The sequence below is a fragment of the Malaciobacter marinus genome (assembly GCF_003544855.1).
Lineage (GTDB): Bacteria > Campylobacterota > Campylobacteria > Campylobacterales > Arcobacteraceae > Malaciobacter > Malaciobacter marinus.
Genome location: NZ_CP032101.1, coordinates 93354 through 111217, shown reverse-complemented (window position 1 = coordinate 111217; position 17864 = coordinate 93354). Strand labels below are relative to the sequence as shown.

At 26.7% G+C, this 17864-nt stretch carries 20 protein-coding genes; 9 read left to right on the top strand and 11 right to left on the bottom strand.

The window, feature by feature from the left end:
- The first annotated feature begins 107 nt into the window (after positions 1 to 107).
- Together AMRN_RS00540 and AMRN_RS00535 are read left to right on the top strand one after the other, a co-directional pair.
- Complete coding sequence (locus tag AMRN_RS00540) at positions 108 to 419, top strand: MerR family transcriptional regulator (protein WP_099311385.1); 312 nt, start codon at positions 108 to 110, stop codon at positions 417 to 419.
- Positions 416 to 1780, top strand: coding sequence for an MATE family efflux transporter (locus tag AMRN_RS00535; protein WP_228150833.1), 1365 nt, complete (start codon positions 416 to 418; stop codon positions 1778 to 1780). Before AMRN_RS00540 ends, AMRN_RS00535 begins: the two co-directional genes overlap by 4 nt.
- A gap of 17 nt (positions 1781 to 1797) precedes the next feature.
- Here the strand turns inward: AMRN_RS00535 and AMRN_RS00530 are convergent, their stop codons facing one another.
- The 8 genes from AMRN_RS00530 to AMRN_RS00495 form a co-directional block, all read right to left on the bottom strand.
- On the bottom strand, positions 1798 to 2151 hold the full coding sequence (locus tag AMRN_RS00530; protein WP_079580295.1) for a DUF1641 domain-containing protein: 354 nt from the start codon (positions 2149 to 2151) through the stop codon (positions 1798 to 1800).
- 9 nt (positions 2152 to 2160) lie between these two features.
- Positions 2161 to 3351, bottom strand: coding sequence for an NAD(P)/FAD-dependent oxidoreductase (locus AMRN_RS00525; protein WP_099311386.1), 1191 nt, complete (start codon positions 3349 to 3351; stop codon positions 2161 to 2163).
- A gap of 76 nt (positions 3352 to 3427) precedes the next feature.
- On the bottom strand, positions 3428 to 4111 hold the full coding sequence (locus AMRN_RS00520) for a response regulator transcription factor (RefSeq protein WP_099311387.1): 684 nt from the start codon (positions 4109 to 4111) through the stop codon (positions 3428 to 3430).
- Positions 4111 to 5547, bottom strand: a complete 1437-nt coding sequence (locus tag AMRN_RS00515) for a PAS domain-containing sensor histidine kinase (protein WP_099311388.1) — start codon at positions 5545 to 5547, stop codon at positions 4111 to 4113. Before AMRN_RS00515 ends, AMRN_RS00520 begins: the two co-directional genes overlap by 1 nt.
- A 50-nt stretch (positions 5548 to 5597) precedes the next feature.
- Complete coding sequence (locus tag AMRN_RS00510; protein ID WP_099311389.1) at positions 5598 to 6290, bottom strand: hypothetical protein; 693 nt, start codon at positions 6288 to 6290, stop codon at positions 5598 to 5600.
- Positions 6283 to 7104: an MbnB/TglH/ChrH family RiPP precursor modification enzyme gene (locus AMRN_RS00505; RefSeq protein WP_099311390.1), complete on the bottom strand. Its 822-nt coding sequence runs from the start codon at positions 7102 to 7104 to the stop codon at positions 6283 to 6285. The genes AMRN_RS00510 and AMRN_RS00505 overlap by 8 nt, the downstream gene beginning before the upstream one ends.
- Positions 7105 to 7117: 13 nt before the next feature.
- Complete coding sequence (locus AMRN_RS00500; protein WP_191282146.1) at positions 7118 to 7438, bottom strand: HvfA family oxazolone/thioamide-modified RiPP metallophore; 321 nt, start codon at positions 7436 to 7438, stop codon at positions 7118 to 7120.
- A 14-nt stretch (positions 7439 to 7452) separates the two neighbouring features.
- On the bottom strand, positions 7453 to 8034 hold the full coding sequence (locus AMRN_RS00495; RefSeq protein ID WP_099311391.1) for a YceI family protein: 582 nt from the start codon (positions 8032 to 8034) through the stop codon (positions 7453 to 7455).
- Between the two features lie 116 nt (positions 8035 to 8150).
- Between AMRN_RS00495 and AMRN_RS00490 the strand changes: the two genes are divergently transcribed.
- The 7 genes from AMRN_RS00490 (at position 8151) to AMRN_RS00460 (ending at position 16022) form a co-directional block, all read left to right on the top strand.
- Complete coding sequence (locus tag AMRN_RS00490; RefSeq protein ID WP_099311392.1) at positions 8151 to 8810, top strand: response regulator transcription factor; 660 nt, start codon at positions 8151 to 8153, stop codon at positions 8808 to 8810.
- On the top strand, positions 8785 to 9960 hold the full coding sequence (locus AMRN_RS00485) for a sensor histidine kinase (RefSeq protein WP_133116769.1): 1176 nt from the start codon (positions 8785 to 8787) through the stop codon (positions 9958 to 9960). Before AMRN_RS00490 ends, AMRN_RS00485 begins: the two co-directional genes overlap by 26 nt.
- A 41-nt stretch (positions 9961 to 10001) precedes the next feature.
- A complete protein-coding gene (locus AMRN_RS00480; RefSeq protein ID WP_099311394.1) occupies positions 10002 to 10385 on the top strand; it encodes a FixH family protein in 384 nt (127 codons plus the stop codon).
- The gene (locus AMRN_RS00475; RefSeq protein ID WP_099311395.1) at positions 10385 to 11569 is read left to right on the top strand and encodes a TolC family protein; all 1185 of its coding nucleotides are present in this window, start codon (positions 10385 to 10387) and stop codon (positions 11567 to 11569) included. The genes AMRN_RS00480 and AMRN_RS00475 overlap by 1 nt, the downstream gene beginning before the upstream one ends.
- The gene (locus tag AMRN_RS00470; RefSeq protein ID WP_099311396.1) at positions 11570 to 12571 is read left to right on the top strand and encodes an efflux RND transporter periplasmic adaptor subunit; all 1002 of its coding nucleotides are present in this window, start codon (positions 11570 to 11572) and stop codon (positions 12569 to 12571) included.
- Positions 12572 to 12581: 10 nt separating this feature from the next.
- Positions 12582 to 15698 (top strand): efflux RND transporter permease subunit, encoded by a 3117-nt coding sequence (locus AMRN_RS00465; protein ID WP_099311397.1) that lies wholly within the window; start codon positions 12582 to 12584, stop codon positions 15696 to 15698.
- Positions 15699 to 15791: 93 nt separating this feature from the next.
- The gene (locus tag AMRN_RS00460) at positions 15792 to 16022 is read left to right on the top strand and encodes a hypothetical protein (RefSeq protein WP_099311398.1); all 231 of its coding nucleotides are present in this window, start codon (positions 15792 to 15794) and stop codon (positions 16020 to 16022) included.
- Positions 16023 to 16031: 9 nt separating this feature from the next.
- On the opposite strand, the gene AMRN_RS00455 is transcribed toward AMRN_RS00460, so the two are convergent.
- The 3 genes from AMRN_RS00455 to AMRN_RS00445 are packed head-to-tail and all read right to left on the bottom strand — an operon-like array spanning position 16032 to position 17863.
- Positions 16032 to 16691 (bottom strand): response regulator transcription factor, encoded by a 660-nt coding sequence (locus tag AMRN_RS00455; protein WP_099311399.1) that lies wholly within the window; start codon positions 16689 to 16691, stop codon positions 16032 to 16034.
- Between the two features lie 58 nt (positions 16692 to 16749).
- On the bottom strand, positions 16750 to 17451 hold the full coding sequence (locus AMRN_RS00450) for an ABC transporter permease (RefSeq protein WP_099311400.1): 702 nt from the start codon (positions 17449 to 17451) through the stop codon (positions 16750 to 16752).
- A gap of 46 nt (positions 17452 to 17497) precedes the next feature.
- A complete protein-coding gene (locus tag AMRN_RS00445; RefSeq protein ID WP_099311401.1) occupies positions 17498 to 17863 on the bottom strand; it encodes a NifB/NifX family molybdenum-iron cluster-binding protein in 366 nt (121 codons plus the stop codon).
- Position 17864 lies beyond the last annotated feature (1 nt).

The following is a 17864-nucleotide window of genomic DNA, read 5'->3' as shown; positions in this document are numbered from 1 at the left end:
TCCTTTTTTGTAGATAATCTACAATTTATGAAAGTAAATTCTTACATTAGTTTCCTTAATTGTAAATTAATTACAATTATTGTATCCTAATTTACTAAAGGAATAAAATGATAGAACAATTGTTTGACCCTAAATTAGTTTCTCAATTACTTGTAACTATAGGTGATGTTTCAGAAGTAACAGGGATACCACAAAGAAAATTAAGATATTGGGAAGAAAAAGGAATAATAATATCTTCTTGTCAAAAAGAAGGTGGTACTAGAAAGTTTGATTATTTAAATATCAAAAAAATACTTCTTATAAAAGAACTCCTTGATGAAGGTTTTACTCTTGAATCTTCTGTTAAAAAAGTTGAAGAAAGAATTAAAAAACTTGAAGATGCCTTTAAAAAAATAAAAGAAAAGACACAAATAAATTGAAAAAAAAATCCCATTTACTTAATGATAATATTCCAAGCTTACTTAAACAAATAACTATTCCTGCAAGTACGGGAATGTTTTTTAATACTATGTACAATGTTGTAGATACATTTTATGCTGGACTTATTTCTACACAAGCTATTTCTGCACTTTCTCTATCTTTTATGATATTTTTTACAATTATTGGATTAGGATATGGATTTTCTTCTGCTATTACAGCACTTATTGGAAATGCTAGTGGTCGTTCTAAAAGTTTTTTAGCTTCAATATATGCCCATAAAGGTATTTTCTTTATGCAACTGCTTGCAATAGTACTTACAATAATTGGATTTATAATCTCACCTTATTTATTTAAACTATTGGGTGCAAGTGGTGAATACTTACAAATGGCACTTGATTATATATATATAATTTTAGCTGGAACTATATTTTTCATGACTAATTTTGCACTTAATGCAATACTTGTATCAAAAGGAGATACTAAAGCTTATAGAAATACTTTAATATTTGGTTTTTTTGCAAACTTAGCATTAAATCCTTTATTTATATATGGTTTTTTATTTGTTCCTGCTATGGGTTTAAAAGGAATAGCACTTTCTACTATACTAATACAACTTTTAAATGCTTCATATCTTTTACTTAAAGTTATGGATACTAAGCTTGTACATTTTAATAAAATAAACTATTTCTTTCCCCATAAAAAGATATATAAAGACCTTATAAATCAAGGTATTCCCTCATCAATGAATATGCTTATTATGTCTATTGGTTCTTTGTTTTTAATGTACTTTGTATCACTTTACGGAGTAAAAGCAGTAGCAGGATATGGAGTAGGTTTTAGAGTTGAGCAAATCATGCTTCTACCAGCACTTGGACTTAGTTCTGCTGTTCTTTCTATTGTTTCAAATAACTTTGGAGCAAGAAGATATGATAGAGTTATGGAAACTGTAAATAAAGCTTTAAAATATGGATTTATAATTGCTACTTTTGGAATAATATTTTTATATATTTTTGGTAAAACTATTATTTCTCAATTTGACTCAGATCCTATAGTAATAGGCTTTGGATATGACTATTTAGTTATTGAAGTTTTAGTTTTTTATGCTTATGTAATACTATTTATTTGTGTATCAACACTTCAAGGTATAAAAAGACCTAAGATGATTTTGTATATAGCTTTATATCGCCAACTAATTGCTAAGTATGCTATTGCTTATGTTATAGTTATTTGGCTTGCTTTAGATTATATCTATCTTTGGGTTGGTGTTCTTATCATGATTTATAGTGCTGCGATTTTTGCGTACTTTTATACACAAAAGCTTTTAAAAGAGGTTACGCTAAATAAACTTTCTAAAAAATAGAAAGTTTATTTAAAAAACTATACTTGCTTCCCGATACCTTTTGTTAAGTGAAGAACAAAAGCTAAGCCTTTTCTTGTCTCTTCATCTTTTAACAGTTTAAGTAAACCAAATAAAGATGGTACTTCATTTTTTTTCATTTCTCTATTTGCATATCTTACAGCATTTTCTGTTACAAAACCTGCAGTGGCAAGATTATCTACTGTACCTATCATTTTATCAACCATTGGAGCAGTTGTCATCTCAATATTATCTGATATAACAGCTAATAGATCTATTAGATTATCTATTCTACCAGTTTGTATTAGCATTGAGAACTTCTCTTCAAGTTTTTCCATCTCTTCTGTTTTTAAAACTTCTACTTTTTCACTCATTATTTTCTCCTATACCATTCCACGAGCTGCTGCCCAATAAATTCCCATATTAAAACCTTTTCTTACGAAACTCCCAAGTTTACTACAAGGAGTAGGTTTTACATCTTCGTCATAATCATACCAAAGTGGCATTCCGCAAGATAATCCCATCTGAGCAATTGCAATTACTTTACCATCATAAGTTTCTGTTGGATAGCCGTATCTAAGCTCTGAGGCAATATTATCAGCAACAACATCTGTTTGATTATGTATTGTTCCACCTGCTTTTGAAACTGGTAAATCAACTGTATCTCCTAAAGTATATATATTCTCATATCCTTTAACTTTTAAAGTTTTTTTATCAGTTGGTAACCATCCCTCATCATTAATAGCTTTTGATAATCCTGATTCTCTTATAAATTTTGTTGCAATAAAAGGAGGTGTTGACATCAAAATATCAAACTCAATTTCCTCACCCTCTTCTGAATAAGCAATTTTCTTATCAGGATCAACTTTGTTTAAAGTAAAACTTGTTTTATGCTTTACACCTATATCATCAAAAATAGAAGGTAAAACTTTAGAAGTAGGTCCTTGCATAAAAAGTCCATCTGTTATGCTTTGTGCAACTTTTGGATAAGTATATATAATCTCAACATCTTCTCTTACTCCATGTTCTTTTAAATAATCATGCAACATAATCGTCGTTTCAACAGGTGCAATACCGCATTGATAAGGAACATTTGGAGTTTTTGGAAAACTAACAGTTACTAAAACTCTTCCTTTTTTTAAGTGCCCAAGCTTTTTTGCTAGCTTTTTTGCTCCATCATATGAATAGAACCAATTTCCACCCTCTTTTAATCCAGGAATTCTATCTACTGCTACTTCACAACCTGTAGCAAGAACTACAAAATCATATTTATAAATAGTTCCACTCTCCCCTTTTACAAAATTTTCATTAGGTTTTATCTGTATTGCTTTATCTATTATGAAATTTATTTCTGGCATTAAAAGAGTTTTTTGTTCTCTTACAAATTCATGTCCTGATGCTTTGTGAAAAGCAACATACATAGCACCAGGTCTATAATAATGATATTTTGAATCTGAAATCATTGTAATTTCTATTTCATCTTTATCAATTTCGTGCATCAGTCTTCTTGCTAAATTATTTGCAGTCATTGTACCAGCAGTACCACCACCCACAATAAGAATTTTTTTCTTCATAGAAACTCCTTTTATAATTAATTCTAACAAAAGAACAAAAGGAAATAATAAGATTAGTGTAAGATTAATATAAGATTTAACTCATGCAAAGTTTATAACCAAAACCTTTAATATTTTTGATTGAGTTTTCATAAAGCTTTTTTCTAAGACTTGAAATCACCATTCTAATAGCTTCATTAGTTGTGGGTTCTTCCCAAATTGAATTTTCTATATACTCTAAACTTACAATTGTGTTTCTATTTTCATATAAAAGTTCAAATAGTAAGGACTCTTTTTTTGTTAAATTTATTTTTGAATTTTTATTTATTATCATCTTTTGTACAGAATCATATACATAGTTATTTTTTAGTTTGATTTTCTCAATAATTTTCTTTTGATTTTTTATACTTAAAGAAATAGAGACCAATAACTCATCTATATCTATTGGCTTTTTGAAATAAAAATCCACTTCTGCATCAATTGCCCTATTTAAATAAATATGATTATTAAAAGCTGTCATTACTATTCTGATACAACTTGGCTTAACACTTGCAATTTTTTGTAACAAATGCAAACCATCAACTTCTGGAATCTGAATATCCGCAACTATTACATCAATATCTTCTTTTCTAAATATTGCAAAGGCATCCATTGCATTATTTGCAACTTTTACATCTTTAAAATAAATTGAGAGTATTCTTTCTAGCCATTTTAATGTACTCTCATCATCTTCAACAATTAATAAAGTTAATGCTTGTAGTTTTGTATGTAATTTTTCCATTAATTTTCATCTTTTGATTTTAAGGAAATAGTAAATACTGCACCCATTTGATTATTTTGCACAGTTAAATTTCCTTTCATATTATGTTCTATAATCACTTTTGACATATACAAACCTATTCCATTTCCTTGTTTTTTTGTAGTAACATAGGGTCTAAATATTTGTTCAATATTTTTCATACAAATACCTCCACCATTATCAGAGATATTAAGTTCTGTGAAGTTTCCATTTTGAATAATATCAATATTAATAAAACTATTTAACTGTTTTCTTAATATTAAAATATCTAAAGCATTTTGTATTATATTTAAAAGAGCTTGCCTAAACTCATTTTCTAAACTATAAAGTTCTAAGTTTACACCCTCTTCAATATTTACATTTATTTTTATATTTTCATTTTTTAATTGAACATCAATTAGTTTGATTGTATCTTTTACACTATTTAATATATTAAAATTTTTTTTTTCTTTGGAAATTTTAAAGAAATTACTAAAATCATCAATTGTTTCAGACATATAATTGATTTTTTCAATCATCTCTGTTTCCATTTCATTTAACAAATCAAAATCAAAATTTTCACTATTGTTTAAATGTTTTAAACCTTGAACAATAACTCCAAGACTATTTAAAGGTTGTCTCCATTGGTGCGCAATTGATTCAATCATCTCTCCCATTGAAGCAAGTCTTGATTGATGACACATGATTTCATATTGTTTAGTTCTTCTTTGTACTTCTTTGTTTATTCTTCTTTTTAAATCTTCTTGATATTTTACATCAGAAGTAATATCAGAAGTAATCATCACAATTTCATTTGTACTTTTAATATAACTTAAAGACATACTAGCATTGATTTTTTTACCTGATTTTGTAACACATATTTTCCTAAATCTTTCAACAATCCCTTCCTCAATAGCTCTTTGTACTGCACTTTTACTAGGCTGTGCATATTCAGGAGAGGATAAAGATATACAAGACTCATTGTATAACTCTTCCATTGAATACTCCATCATTGTTTGAAAAAATTTATTTGCATAAAGAAAAGTACCCTCTTCATTTAAAATAGAGATACCATTTCCTGCTAAATCAAAAACTGCATGAAGTTCTTCTTTTTTAGACCTTAAATCTCTAAGACTTTTTTTTAATTCTAAATATAAATTCCTATACTTTGTAACATCTTTGAAGTAATATGTATCATCAAAATATGAAACTTCATAATCTTTACTATTCCAATATATAGTCAAGTTATCTATATTTTTTGATTTTAATAATAAAAGTTTATTATAAGTTACTTTACTAAAATGTTCATATAATTTGCTATTATTAAACTTCTCTTTTATCTGCCCAAAGGAATCAATTATTGTGTCGTTTTTTACTACTAGAATAATGATTTCAGGAAGATTATTTAAAATTGTTAAAAAATTATTGTTCTTTTGCATTATTTATAATATCTATTATTAAATTAAAGTTTTTATAAAAGATGAGTATATTATTTAGATTCGAAGATTCTATTATGAAATAACTCACTTAAAGGCTCAAACAAAACATCTTTTGCTTCTTGAAACTCTATATCATTTTCAAAACATAGTTCTAAAAGATGGCTTTGAATATTTTTAGTTTTATCTATTTTTCGTAAAAGATAAAATATCACTGGGTTTATTTGTCTATACTTAACCTCATCATCTTTAAAATCATAATAAATAATTGCAAAATTCTCTTCTTTTTTTTCTATATTTGCATTTAAAATATCATAGTTAAATTTCTTAAGTCTTGCACTATTTGAAAGTTTATAGCTATTTTCATAATGAAACTCTTTTAACTCTTCTATTTTGTACTCTTGCATAGCTAGTTCAATCTCAATCCAATCAAAATACAAAAGTTCATAAAGATATTTTCTATCATGAAATAGTCTGTTTTTCTTTACAAACTTTCTATAATCATTTGCAATTTGCCAAACAAACTCTGTAGTGCAAGGCTCTTTTAGAAACTTTTTTATTGAGTTTTCTAACTCTTTTTCACTAATATACTTTTTAAACTCTAAAAAACTATTTTTTATAATCTCTTCATATCTATAGTAAACTAACTTTTGATAAACTTTATATTTTGAAGAGATCTCTTTTTTATTATCTTTTGTAACAATATTAATAAAATTTTCTTGTATATCTCTTTCTAAATCAGCCATTTTGAACTTCTTTTACTATGTTTTTCATGTGCAGATACTCTTTTTCAAGCTCACTTAATGGTGGAATATTATTATCCCTTTCTATCATCACAGGGGCATTTATTTGCTTTAAAGTATACTCTAAAAGTTTCCAAACTCCACTACAAATTGGCATGCCATGAGAATCTATTCTAAGATTTGACTCCTCATCAAAATAGTGTCCTGCTATATGCATATATGCAATTTTACTTTTGTCAATTTGGTCGATAAAATCTCTTGCTTTAAAAGAGTGATTTACTGAATTTACAAATACATTATTTACATCAAGAAGCATTTTAGCACCTGATTTTTCCAATACTTCATTTATAAAGTCAACTTCACGCATATTTGCATAAGGTATTAAGTAATATGTGGCATTTTCTAAGATTAAATTTCTTTGAATTATATCCTCAACCTCTTTTACTCTATCACTTATAATATTTACCATTCTTTTTGTCATAGGCAAAGGCAAAAGCTCATATGTTTGCATATTATTTAATGATGAGAAACTAAGATGTTCAGAATAAAACTCAATATTATATCTATCTAAGAACTCTTTTATCTTTTTAACAAACTCTTTATTTAATTTATCAATAGAACCAATTGATAGTGATAATCCATGGGCAACGGTAGGTTTTGAGAATACTTCTTGCTCAAAGGCTTTTTCATAAACCCTTGGCATATGCATCCAATTTTCAGGAGTAACTTCCCACCAATCAGGTGAGAAATTGTTATGTTTTAAATCTAATAAAAAATCACTTCTTAGACCTAATCCACACCCCTTCAATTTAGTCATACAAAACTCTTAGTTAGCTTCCACATTTACCAGAACCACAAGAACCAGTAACTTTTTTATCTTTTTTCATACTATTGTTGTGCATGTCATTTTTCATGTCATTGCTTTTCATATCACCACCACATTTAGCAGAACCAGTAGAACCTTTCATCTCTTTTTGCATATCAGCTCCACATTTACCAGAACCGCATGAGCCTTTTTTCTCTACTTTCTTCATATCGCCACCACACTTGCCAGCGCCACAAGAACCACTACTTGCAGCAACTGCTGTTGTTGATGTAAGAGCAGCTCCTAGCATCATACCTGCTAGTTTTAATTTTGTATTACTTCTCATGTTTTTTCCTTAAACTACTTTTCTACTGCTTGAGCTTCAACTTCTAATTCAACTTTTTCACTAACAGCTACTCCACCAAACTCTAAAGCTTTATTCCATTTCAAATCAAAATCTGTACGATTAATCTCTCCCTCAAGTGAAAACCCTACTCTATTATTTCCCTCTAAGTCTTTGATTGTACCACCAATTTCAACTTCTAATTTAACCTCTTTTGTAATTCCTCTTATTGTCAAGTCACCAATCATAACACCTTCGTCATCACTTTTTTTAATATAAGTTTTCATAACAAATTTAAGTTCTGGATATTTTTTTGCTAAAAAGAAATCTGCACTTCTTAGGTGATTATCTCTTTTTTCAATACCTGTATCTATTGATTCTGTTTTTATTGTTGCGTTTAATGATTTGAAAACTTTTGTTTTAGAATCAAAATCTATATTCGCATCAAACTTCTTAAACTGACCATTTACTTTTGTAATCATAAGATGCTTAACCGAGAAACCTACTTCTGAATGTGCTTTATCTAAAGAGTAAGGCGTTGCATTTAATAATCCCACTGCTAAAAATAAGCCTGCTAGTAATTTTGCTGTTAACTTCATATTGTCTCCTTCGTGTCATTTTTATACAAAAGCATTATAGAATACTTATGTGTATTGTTTGTGTAGAAATCTTATTTATTATTATGTTATACTTACCTTAACTTTTAGGATTAATTATGAATATACTATTATTAGAAGACGACCTTATATTAAATGAAATAATCACAGAATATCTTGAAAATAAAGATTTTGAAGTAACTTCAACTTATGATGGAGAAGACGCATTATCATATCTATTTTCAAATATCTATGATTTATTACTTTTAGATGTAAATGTACCAAATATAAATGGTTTTGAAATTTTAAAAAGATTAAGAGATGAGGGTATTACAACTCCATCTATTTTTATTACTTCACTAAATCAAATTGATGATTTGAAAAAAGGCTTTGATGTAGGTTGCAATGACTATATCAAAAAACCCTTTGAACTTGAAGAGTTAGGATTAAGAATTGAAAATATAAAAAAAATATTTAATATAAATGCAAATATTTTACAAATTGAAGAGAATATTACTTTTAATACTCAAGATTTAATTTTAAATAATGATGGTATTATTCATCATCTTCCACAAAAAGAGGCTAAGATACTTATTTATTTAGTAAATAATGCAAATAAAATAATACCCCATGAAGAGTTGATATCTAATGTTTGGGGATATGAAGATACTCCTAGTTCTTCAACACTTAGAACATATATAAAAAATCTTCGTAAAATTTTAAGTGATGAGTATATACAAACAAAAAAAGGAGTTGGTTATAGTTTTAACAAGAAGTGAAAAATCTGCACTTGTTAGATTTTTGAGCCTATATCTTGGTTCATCGTTTATTTTACTTACTATTATTGCTTGGCTTTTTTATAAAGTAGAGTCAAACTTATATTATGATTTGATAACTTCAAATATGAAAAGTGTTGCCTCTAAAATATCTTCAACCATAATCTATGCACATATGACAAATCAAAAAATAAATCCTGAAAAGATTAGAAAAAATATTGATTTTGATTTTGCACTTTATAATAACAAGCATGAAAAACTTGTAGGGAATATTGAAGATAAGATTGATTTTACAAAAAAGATAAATCAATATGGAAACAGTTTTATTTTAATTGATGATTCTGCATTGGGACATTTAGGAATAAATTATGTTGTTATTAAAGAGAATTTCTTTCATAAAAAAATACTTGAATTAAAAGAGAAGATTTTTATATCCTTTTTACTAATTTTTGCATTTTTATTTATAACTGGTTTTTATCTTGCAAAGATGTTTATTAAACCTATTACAAATGAAAGGCTAAAATTAAATAACTTTATAAAAGATACAACCCATGAATTAAACACCCCAATTACTGCTATTTTAATGTGTACAAGCAAAGGTTCATCACTTAGTGAAAAAAACTTACAAAGAATAAACCTAAGTGCAAAAAGAATTTCAGAAATATATAAAGACCTAATTTATCTATTTTTAGAAGAGAAGAAAAAAGAGTCACCAAAGGTTTTAAAAATTGATGAAATTTTAAATGAACAAATAGAGTATTTTACAACTTTAGCATCAAAAAAAAGAGTGCAAATCACAACAGATATTGAATCAACTTCTTTTTTTATAGACAAAGAGAGTTTTATTAGACTAAGTAATAATCTTATTTCTAATGCAATAAAATATAATAAAATAGGTGGTTCAGTAGATATTATTTTGAAAAATAATCAATTTATTGTAAGTGATACAGGTACAGGTATTGATAAAAAAAATTTAAAAGATATTTTCAAAAGATTTTATAGAGCAAATAGTGTTCAAGGGGGATTTGGAATAGGTCTAAATATAGTATATACAATATGTAAAGAGCACAATATTGATATAAATGTTGATTCTACACAAAATAAAGGCACAACTTTTACTTTAAATTTAAATTCCACGTTAATTGCACAGTAAAAATGTAAGAATTCCTTATAAAATAACAAAAAGGAGTTCTTATGAAAAGTTTTTTAAAACTTTTTTCTATTCTAATCTTAGCATTTGGTATTGCAAATGCAGAACCTATTTCACAATCTGGAAATAAAAATGGCTATGATGTAAAATTTACATCTGAAAAATCACTTGTTGTTGGACAAAATAGTTTCTTTGTTCAAATCTTTAAAGATGGCAAACAAATCACTAATGCAAAAACTAAAATAAAGTTTTATATGCCAGAGATGCCAGGTATGCCATATATGGAGTTTAAAGATAAAGGTAAGCTTGTAGGAGATAAATATAAATTAGATGTAAATTTATCAATGAGTGGAACATGGCAATATCAACTAAAGTTTAAAACTTCTAATGGAGAAGTTCATACTTTAAGAGGAAGCGTGAACTTATAATGAAAAAGTTTTTATTTGTAATCACTCTTTTTATATCAACTCTAACAGCAAATAGCATTGATACTTTAGTAAATAGTGCTATTTTGAAAAATAGTGAGCTTAAAAGTATAGAAAAATCTATTATGATTGCAAATGAGAACATCTTACTTGCAACAAAGTATTCAAATCCAACTTTGTCTTTAGGTTTAACAGATATTCATACAAATGAAAACTATAACAAAAGAGATTTAGAACCAATGCAAGCACAGTCTATAGGGATAACTCAAGCTATTCCTATAACTGATAAACTAGAAATTAATCAATCAATTCAAATCACAAATAAAACTATTTTGGCTCTTAGTTTAGAGGATAAAAAGCTATTATTAAAATCAAAGATTTATGAACTTGCATATAAAATAGCTATTTTAAAAGAAAAAAGAGATTTTATAATAAAACAAAAACAAAATTTAAACAAAATTGAAAAACTACAAAACTATAAGTATCAAACTTCTAATATAGATGTAAAATCCTTATTTGATACAAAAATTGCAAGTAAGAGTTTTGATATTGTATTAAATAATTTAGATACAAATATCCAAACACTTAAATTAAATTTAGAAGAGATAACATATAAAAATATAAAAGATATAAATATAAATACTACAATTAATAAAAAACTTATTAAACTAAAATCTGATAATCACCCTAAAATAAAAGCTTTACAACAACAATTAAGATTAAATAAACAGCAAGAAGCTTTTGAAGAGGCTTCTAAAACATCTGATATTAAATTAAATGCTACATATTTTAATAGAAGAGAGTTTCAAGATTATGTAAATGTCTCTGTTTCTATTCCTTTGTCAATTTATAATACAGAAAATATAAAAGTAAAAAAAGCACAACTACAATACTTAAAAACCAAAGATGATTTACAAACTTTAAAACAAAACTTTATTATTTCAAACAAAATCTTACAAAAAGAGTTAGATAATAGCTATAAAAATCATGAGTTAATTTCAAAAGATATTATTTCATTACAAAAAGCTATTGAAAAAAGTTTGAATATAAACAATAGATTTAAAAATAATACTACAAAAATTATTCAAAATCTAAATAAAACAATTAGCTTAAAAATTGCAGCATTAGATGAAAAAACAAAATATTTCACAGCTTTATCAAAAGCTATTTATTATGAAGGAAAATAGATGAAAAAAGTACTATTTATATGTTTAATTAGCTTAACTTTTATAAATGCAAAAATAATAGAAGTTGAACAACTATTTAATAAAAAAATCACCACTGTAAAAAAAGAAAAAGTATCATTTAGCAAAGAATTTTATGCAAATAGCTTAATAATAGAAGATAAAGTTGTTGATATAGTAACAAGATTTGATGGCTTTATAACAAAACTAAATGCAAATAGATTATATATGGATGTAAAAAAGAACCAAGCACTTTTTTCTATCTATTCTGATGATATTTATAATATAACTAAAGAGTTAAAAATAGCAAAAGATTTAGATAAAAACCTTTATGAAAGTACACTTGATAAACTCGAAGTTCTAGCTATTAATAAAAAAGAGATAAATAGAATTCAAAATTCAAAAAAAGAGTTTAAAGATGTGACTTTTTACTCTCCTATAGATGCAATAATCTTGCAAAAAAATATAAACTATAAATCATTTGCAAAAAAAGGGAAACTTCTTTTACAACTTGCAAATATAGATAAACTTTGGGTTATTGCAAAAATATATGAAAGTGATTTAAAAGATATAAAAGTAGGTCAAAGAACAAAAATCTATTTTGATGGATTAGAACAAGCAGTTGAATCAAAAATAGATTTTATTTATCCAAACATAGACTCAACAAGCAAAACAGTTGATGTTAGAATGATAATTGATAATAAAGATAAAAAAATATATCCAAATATGTTTGCAAAAGTAAAAGTAGAGATTGCACATGAAACAATGCTTACTTTACCTAAAACAGCTGTTTTAAATAAAGCAAGCAAATATTATGTTTTTGAACCAATTTCAAAAAGTGAATTTGAACCAATTGAAGTAAAAGTAAAAAGAGTATCTTCAAATAAGTATCAAATCCTAAGCGGTCTTAGTGAAGGTCAAAAAGTAATAAATAACTCTCTATTCTTACTTGATAGTGATGCTGTTACAAATGGTCTTTATGACAATGATGACGATGATTGGTAGGAAATAAATTATGGTTGAAAATATAATCTCATATAGTATAAAAAACAAATTTCTAGTACTTTTTTCTATTATAATATTAACATTAGGTTCATTTTGGGCAGTTAAAAATACTAGTTTAGATGCCTTGCCTGATTTATCTCCTCCTCAAGTAATTGTACAAGTAGAATGGGCAGGACAAAGTCCTAAGACAATTGAAGAGCAAGTTTCATATCCTCTTATATCAAACTTGATGAGTTTGCCAAATATTGAAACAGTAAGAGCTATGAGTTCTTTTTCAAATGCATTAATTTATATAATTTTTAAAGATAATACAGACCTTTATGAATCAAGAAACAGAATATTAGAGCAACTATCTCAACTTCAAGGGGAATTTCCCTCAAATGCAAAAATAACTATTGGTCCAGATGCAACTGGTGTTGGTTGGGCTTATGAGTATGCATTAAAATCTGATACAAAAAGTTTAGATGAGCTAAAAACATTACAAGATTATTACTATAAATTTGCACTTTTAGGTGTAGATGGAGTTAGTGAAATTGCTTCAATTGGTGGATTTATAAAAAATTATGAAATTACTTTAAATCAAAATAAAATGGTGCAATACAATATAGGTATTGACGAGATAAAAAAAGCCCTTGAAAAAAGCAATAATGACAAAGGTGGAAGAATAATCTTAGAGAATGGTTATGAACACTTAATTACAGCAAAAGGCTATTTACAAAGTGTTTATGATATTGAAAATATCACTATAAAAACTCAAAATAATATCCCTTTAAAAATAAAAGATATTGCAAGTGTTAATATAAGTTCAGCAAGTAGAAGAGGAATGGCTGATTTAAACGGTCAAGGTGAAACTGTTGGTGGTATTGTAGTTGTAAGGTATGGAGAGAATCCATATAAAGTAATTAAAAATGTGAAAAAAAAGATTGAAACACTTAAAATTGATGGAGTTGAAGTAGTTGAGACATATGATAGAAGCTCACTAATTGATAAAGCCATTGATACTTTAAAATCTACATTAATAGAAGAGTCTATTATAGTAATGGTAGTTACTGCTTTATTTTTATTTCATGCAAGATCTGCATTAATTATAATAATTACTCTTCCTATTACTGTACTTTTAACTTTTTTGTTTATGAAGATATTTGGAATGGGTTCAAATATTATGAGTTTAGGTGGTATTGCAATAGCAATTGGAGCTATGGTTGATGCAACTATTGTAATGGTAGAAAATGCCCATAAACATTTACAAGGAAAAGAAGATATTTCAAATAAACAAAGGATTGAAATTATTATAAAATCAGCAAAACAAGTAGGTCGCCCTATTTTCTTTGCTTTAATTTTAGTTGTTGTATCTTTTTTACCAATCTTTGCATTAACAGGACAAGAGGGAAGATTATTTACTCCCCTTGCATTTACAAAAACTTTTGCGATGGTTAGTGGAGCTATTTTATCAATTACAGTGGTACCTATTTTAATGATATTTTTTATAAAAGGCAAGATTTTAAGTGAAGACAAAAATATACTAAATAGATTCTTTGTAAAGCTTTATTCACCACTTTTAAAACTCTCACTTAGATTTAGATATGTAATTGTAGCCCTATTTTTAGCAACTATAATATTAGCATACCCTGTTTATAAAAAACAAAACTGGGAATTTATGCCAATGATGAATGAGCAAACTTTTATGTATATGCCTGTAACTCCTTATGGACTTGGAATTGATTTATCAAAAGAGTTAACTCAAAAAACAGATAAAATTCTGAAATCTTTCCCTGAAGTTGAAACTGTATTTGGAAAAGCAGGAAGAGCAGACACAGCAACTGACCCTGCTCCACTTGCAATGATTGAAACAATTATAACTTTAAAGCCACAAGAGAAGTGGAGAGAAGGCATGACATATAAAAAACTTATGCAAGAAATGGATGAAAAACTAAGAATTGCTGGACTTACTAATTCATGGACTTATCCTATTAGAGGAAGAATAGATATGCTTTTAACAGGGATTAGAACTCCACTTGGAATAAAATTATATGGAAATGACCATGAAACATTGGAAAATGTAGCACTTAAAATTGAGCAAAAATTAAAAAAATATGATAAAACTCTTGCAGTATCATCTGATAAAATAAACTCTGGATATTATTTAAATATAAAAATCGATGATAAAATGTTATCAAGATACTCTATTACAAAAGATGATGTATTAAATACTATCTCTTTTGGTGTAAGTGGAGCAGAAGTTTCTACTTTCTATAAAGATTTAGAAAGATATCCTATTAGTTTAAGATATGAAACAACACAAAGAGAAGATATTGCAAGTTTAGAAAATCTTCAAATTAAAACAAAACTTGGATTTCAACCTTTAAAACTATTTGCAAAATTAAAATATGAAGAGGGGCCATCTGTTATAAAATCAGAAAAAGCTTTAAATGTAAACTTTATATATATTACACCTAAAAGTGGGGTTAGTGCGAAAGAGTATAAGGATGGTGCTAAAGAGCTTTTAGAAGAGATAAAGCTACCAAGTGGTTACTTTTTTGAATGGGCAGGTCAAAGTGAATATTTAGAATCTGCTATGCAAAGACTTACATATATTATTCCTTTTACTTTGATGATTATATTTATTTTAATCTATTTTGCATTAAGAAATATCACATATACACTAATTATCTTCTTTACACTTCCTTTTGCATTAACAGGAGGAGTATTTTATTTAGAGTATTTAAACTTCAATATTTCAATCGCAGTTATTGTAGGATTTCTTGCATTACTTGGAGTTGCAGCTGAAACTTCAATAGTTATGCTTGTATATTTACATGAAGCAATGCTTGAACTTAAAAATAAAGGTATAAAGTTTACAAAAGAGCATATCTTTCATGCAGTTTTTAAAGGTGCCGTTTTAAGATTAAGACCTAAACTTATGACTTTATTTGCTATTTTAGGTGGACTTATACCTATTATGTATATAAATGGTGTGGGAAGTGAAGTAATGCAAAGAATTGCTGCACCTATGATTGGAGGAATGATATCTTCAGCATTCTTAACACTTATAGTTATTCCAGCAATATTTTTTATATTAGCTCTTAAAAAAACAGATAAAATTTTAGAAACTAATATTTCTGTCTAAAAAGTCTTCTTAATTGAAGACTTTTAGTTTTTCCATATTCTTTCCATATTAAACTACTAAAATCATACTACAAATCAAGAAAAAGGATGTATGATGAAAAAACTTACAGTTACAATTTTAGGAACAGCTTTATTTACAAGCGCACTTTTTGCTTCAAATATGAGTCACCATAATATGCAAAGCATGAAAGGTGCAATGACAAAAGAGTTATGCATTAAGATGCATAAAAATTTTGCAAAAAAAGATTCTCAATCTAATATAAAACAAACAAATTATGATAGATTATTAGAAGATTTAAATAAAACAGCTAAATATTCTGGATAAAGACAGCTTTTATGCTGTCTTTAATTTATAACCAATACTTTTTATAGTCTCTATTGTCTCTTTTCCCACAATTTTTCTTAAATTTTTAATATATGTTCTAATTGTAGTATCAATTGGTATATCATCATAAACCCAGTTATTTAATCCTATTTCTTCTATTGATACTGCTCTATTTTTGTTTTTATAAAGATACTCAAATACTTTTGCTTCCATCTTTGAAAGTTGATACTTCACCTCATCTTTTAAAATTATTCTATTGCTCACATCATAACAAAGATTAGGTGCTATTTTTACAAAAGTTGAGTCAATACTATATAGTCTTTTTAAGTTTTTAATTCTTAAATTTAACTCATCTAAATTAAAAGGCTTTTTAATATAGTCATCACAACCAGCATCAAAGCCCTCTTGCATATCATCTGCTTGATTTTTTGAAGTAATAAAAATTGTGGGTACATATATTGAGTTTTTTCTTAATTTTTTTAAAAGGGAAAATCCATTTAGATAAGGGACATTAACATCTAAAAGTAAAATATCAAAAAGATTATCATAGATTAACTCTAAAGCCTCTTGTGAGTTAGTAGTTGCCTTTACATCATATTTATTTTCAAGTAAATACTCTTCAATTATCTCATTTAAGATCATATCGTCTTCAAGTAATAATATTTTCATTTTTTCAACCATTTTTATTTAAATATATAAAAATAGTATGGATTTATCGTGTAAAATCTTACTTTTTAAAAATAATTTTTGATTTTAGTATATAATAAAAAATAGTTGCCATTCCTCCACTGGATATTGCCATTATCATAATCATGATTTGATATCTTACAGCAATTAAAGGATCAACTCCTGATAAAATTTGTCCTGTCATCATACCAGGCAAAGCCACTAAACCTACGGCTAAAAGTGAGTTTATTTGAGGAATCATAGAGGCTTTAAAGCTTATTTCTCTTGCTTTTTTAAAGCTTTCATTTCTACTTAACTCTTTTTCAAATCTTTCAATAGCTAAAGAAATAACATTCATTGAGTTTGCAAATATCATCCCAGCAATAGGAATAACATATCTTGGCTCATACAAACTATCTAAATCTAAAACCACTACAATAATTAAAAAAAGATGTATAAATGATGAAATAAAAGTAGCTATAAATATATGCATATAGTTTTTAAGACTTTTGTCTTTGGTTACTCTTAAAATAATAAAAGTTGCAAATACAAGCATAAAAAGAAGAATAAAAGAACCAATAAGTAAATCTTTTGTTTTAAATATAAAAATTAATACGTAGCCTATTAATGTCAACTGTAAAACCATTCTTAAGCTTGCATAAGCTATCTCTTTTTTATCACTTGTATATCTATAATAGAAAAAGCCTACAAAAGCTAAAGGCAAGAGCATTATTGATAAATTTAAAAAAGAGATAGTTACCATAAAAATTCTTTATATTATTTTTTATGTAAATTATACACAAAAACTCCTAATGTACACTGCAAGTACCTTTTCCTACACTTTTTTCTAATTTATTTGATAAAAACAGTTTAATACTATCTTCGACAGTTTTACTTGTTTCATCAAAATATACATCTAGTCCTGCTTCTTTAAAACCCTCAGCTGGTTTTGTACCAATTCCACCTACTATTAGGGCATCTGGATTAAAACTTAGAATATTACTAATTGCATTACTACAAGCACCTGTTTCATGACCTGGGTTTTTCAAAGATTCTACATCTACTATTTTTTCATCTTCTAATGTAATTACTGTATAGAATTTTGCTTTGCCAAAATGGGCACCTCTTTTACTTAAATATCCTTGATTTTCATTTGTTGGAAAAATTAATCTCATC

Excerpts from the sequence above, each read along its gene's own strand:
- AMRN_RS00540 (WP_099311385.1), top strand. The coding sequence starts at position 108 with ATGATAGAACAATTGTTTGACCCTAAATTAGTTTCTCAATTACTTGTA.
- AMRN_RS00530 (WP_079580295.1), bottom strand. The coding sequence starts at position 2,151 with ATGAGTGAAAAAGTAGAAGTTTTAAAAACAGAAGAGATGGAAAAACTT.
- AMRN_RS00525 (WP_099311386.1), bottom strand. The coding sequence starts at position 3,351 with ATGAAGAAAAAAATTCTTATTGTGGGTGGTGGTACTGCTGGTACAATG.
- AMRN_RS00520 (WP_099311387.1), bottom strand. The coding sequence starts at position 4,111 with ATGGAAAAATTACATACAAAACTACAAGCATTAACTTTATTAATTGTT.
- AMRN_RS00515 (WP_099311388.1), bottom strand. The coding sequence starts at position 5,547 with ATGCAAAAGAACAATAATTTTTTAACAATTTTAAATAATCTTCCTGAA.
- AMRN_RS00510 (WP_099311389.1), bottom strand. The coding sequence starts at position 6,290 with ATGGCTGATTTAGAAAGAGATATACAAGAAAATTTTATTAATATTGTT.
- AMRN_RS00505 (WP_099311390.1), bottom strand. The coding sequence starts at position 7,104 with ATGACTAAATTGAAGGGGTGTGGATTAGGTCTAAGAAGTGATTTTTTA.
- AMRN_RS00500 (WP_191282146.1), bottom strand. The coding sequence starts at position 7,438 with ATGAGAAGTAATACAAAATTAAAACTAGCAGGTATGATGCTAGGAGCT.
- AMRN_RS00495 (WP_099311391.1), bottom strand. The coding sequence starts at position 8,034 with ATGAAGTTAACAGCAAAATTACTAGCAGGCTTATTTTTAGCAGTGGGA.
- AMRN_RS00490 (WP_099311392.1), top strand. The coding sequence starts at position 8,151 with ATGAATATACTATTATTAGAAGACGACCTTATATTAAATGAAATAATC.
- AMRN_RS00480 (WP_099311394.1), top strand. The coding sequence starts at position 10,002 with ATGAAAAGTTTTTTAAAACTTTTTTCTATTCTAATCTTAGCATTTGGT.
- AMRN_RS00475 (WP_099311395.1), top strand. The coding sequence starts at position 10,385 with ATGAAAAAGTTTTTATTTGTAATCACTCTTTTTATATCAACTCTAACA.
- AMRN_RS00470 (WP_099311396.1), top strand. The coding sequence starts at position 11,570 with ATGAAAAAAGTACTATTTATATGTTTAATTAGCTTAACTTTTATAAAT.
- AMRN_RS00465 (WP_099311397.1), top strand. The coding sequence starts at position 12,582 with ATGGTTGAAAATATAATCTCATATAGTATAAAAAACAAATTTCTAGTA.
- AMRN_RS00460 (WP_099311398.1), top strand. The coding sequence starts at position 15,792 with ATGAAAAAACTTACAGTTACAATTTTAGGAACAGCTTTATTTACAAGC.
- AMRN_RS00455 (WP_099311399.1), bottom strand. The coding sequence starts at position 16,691 with ATGAAAATATTATTACTTGAAGACGATATGATCTTAAATGAGATAATT.
- AMRN_RS00450 (WP_099311400.1), bottom strand. The coding sequence starts at position 17,451 with ATGGTAACTATCTCTTTTTTAAATTTATCAATAATGCTCTTGCCTTTA.
- AMRN_RS00445 (WP_099311401.1), bottom strand. The coding sequence starts at position 17,863 with ATGAGATTAATTTTTCCAACAAATGAAAATCAAGGATATTTAAGTAAA.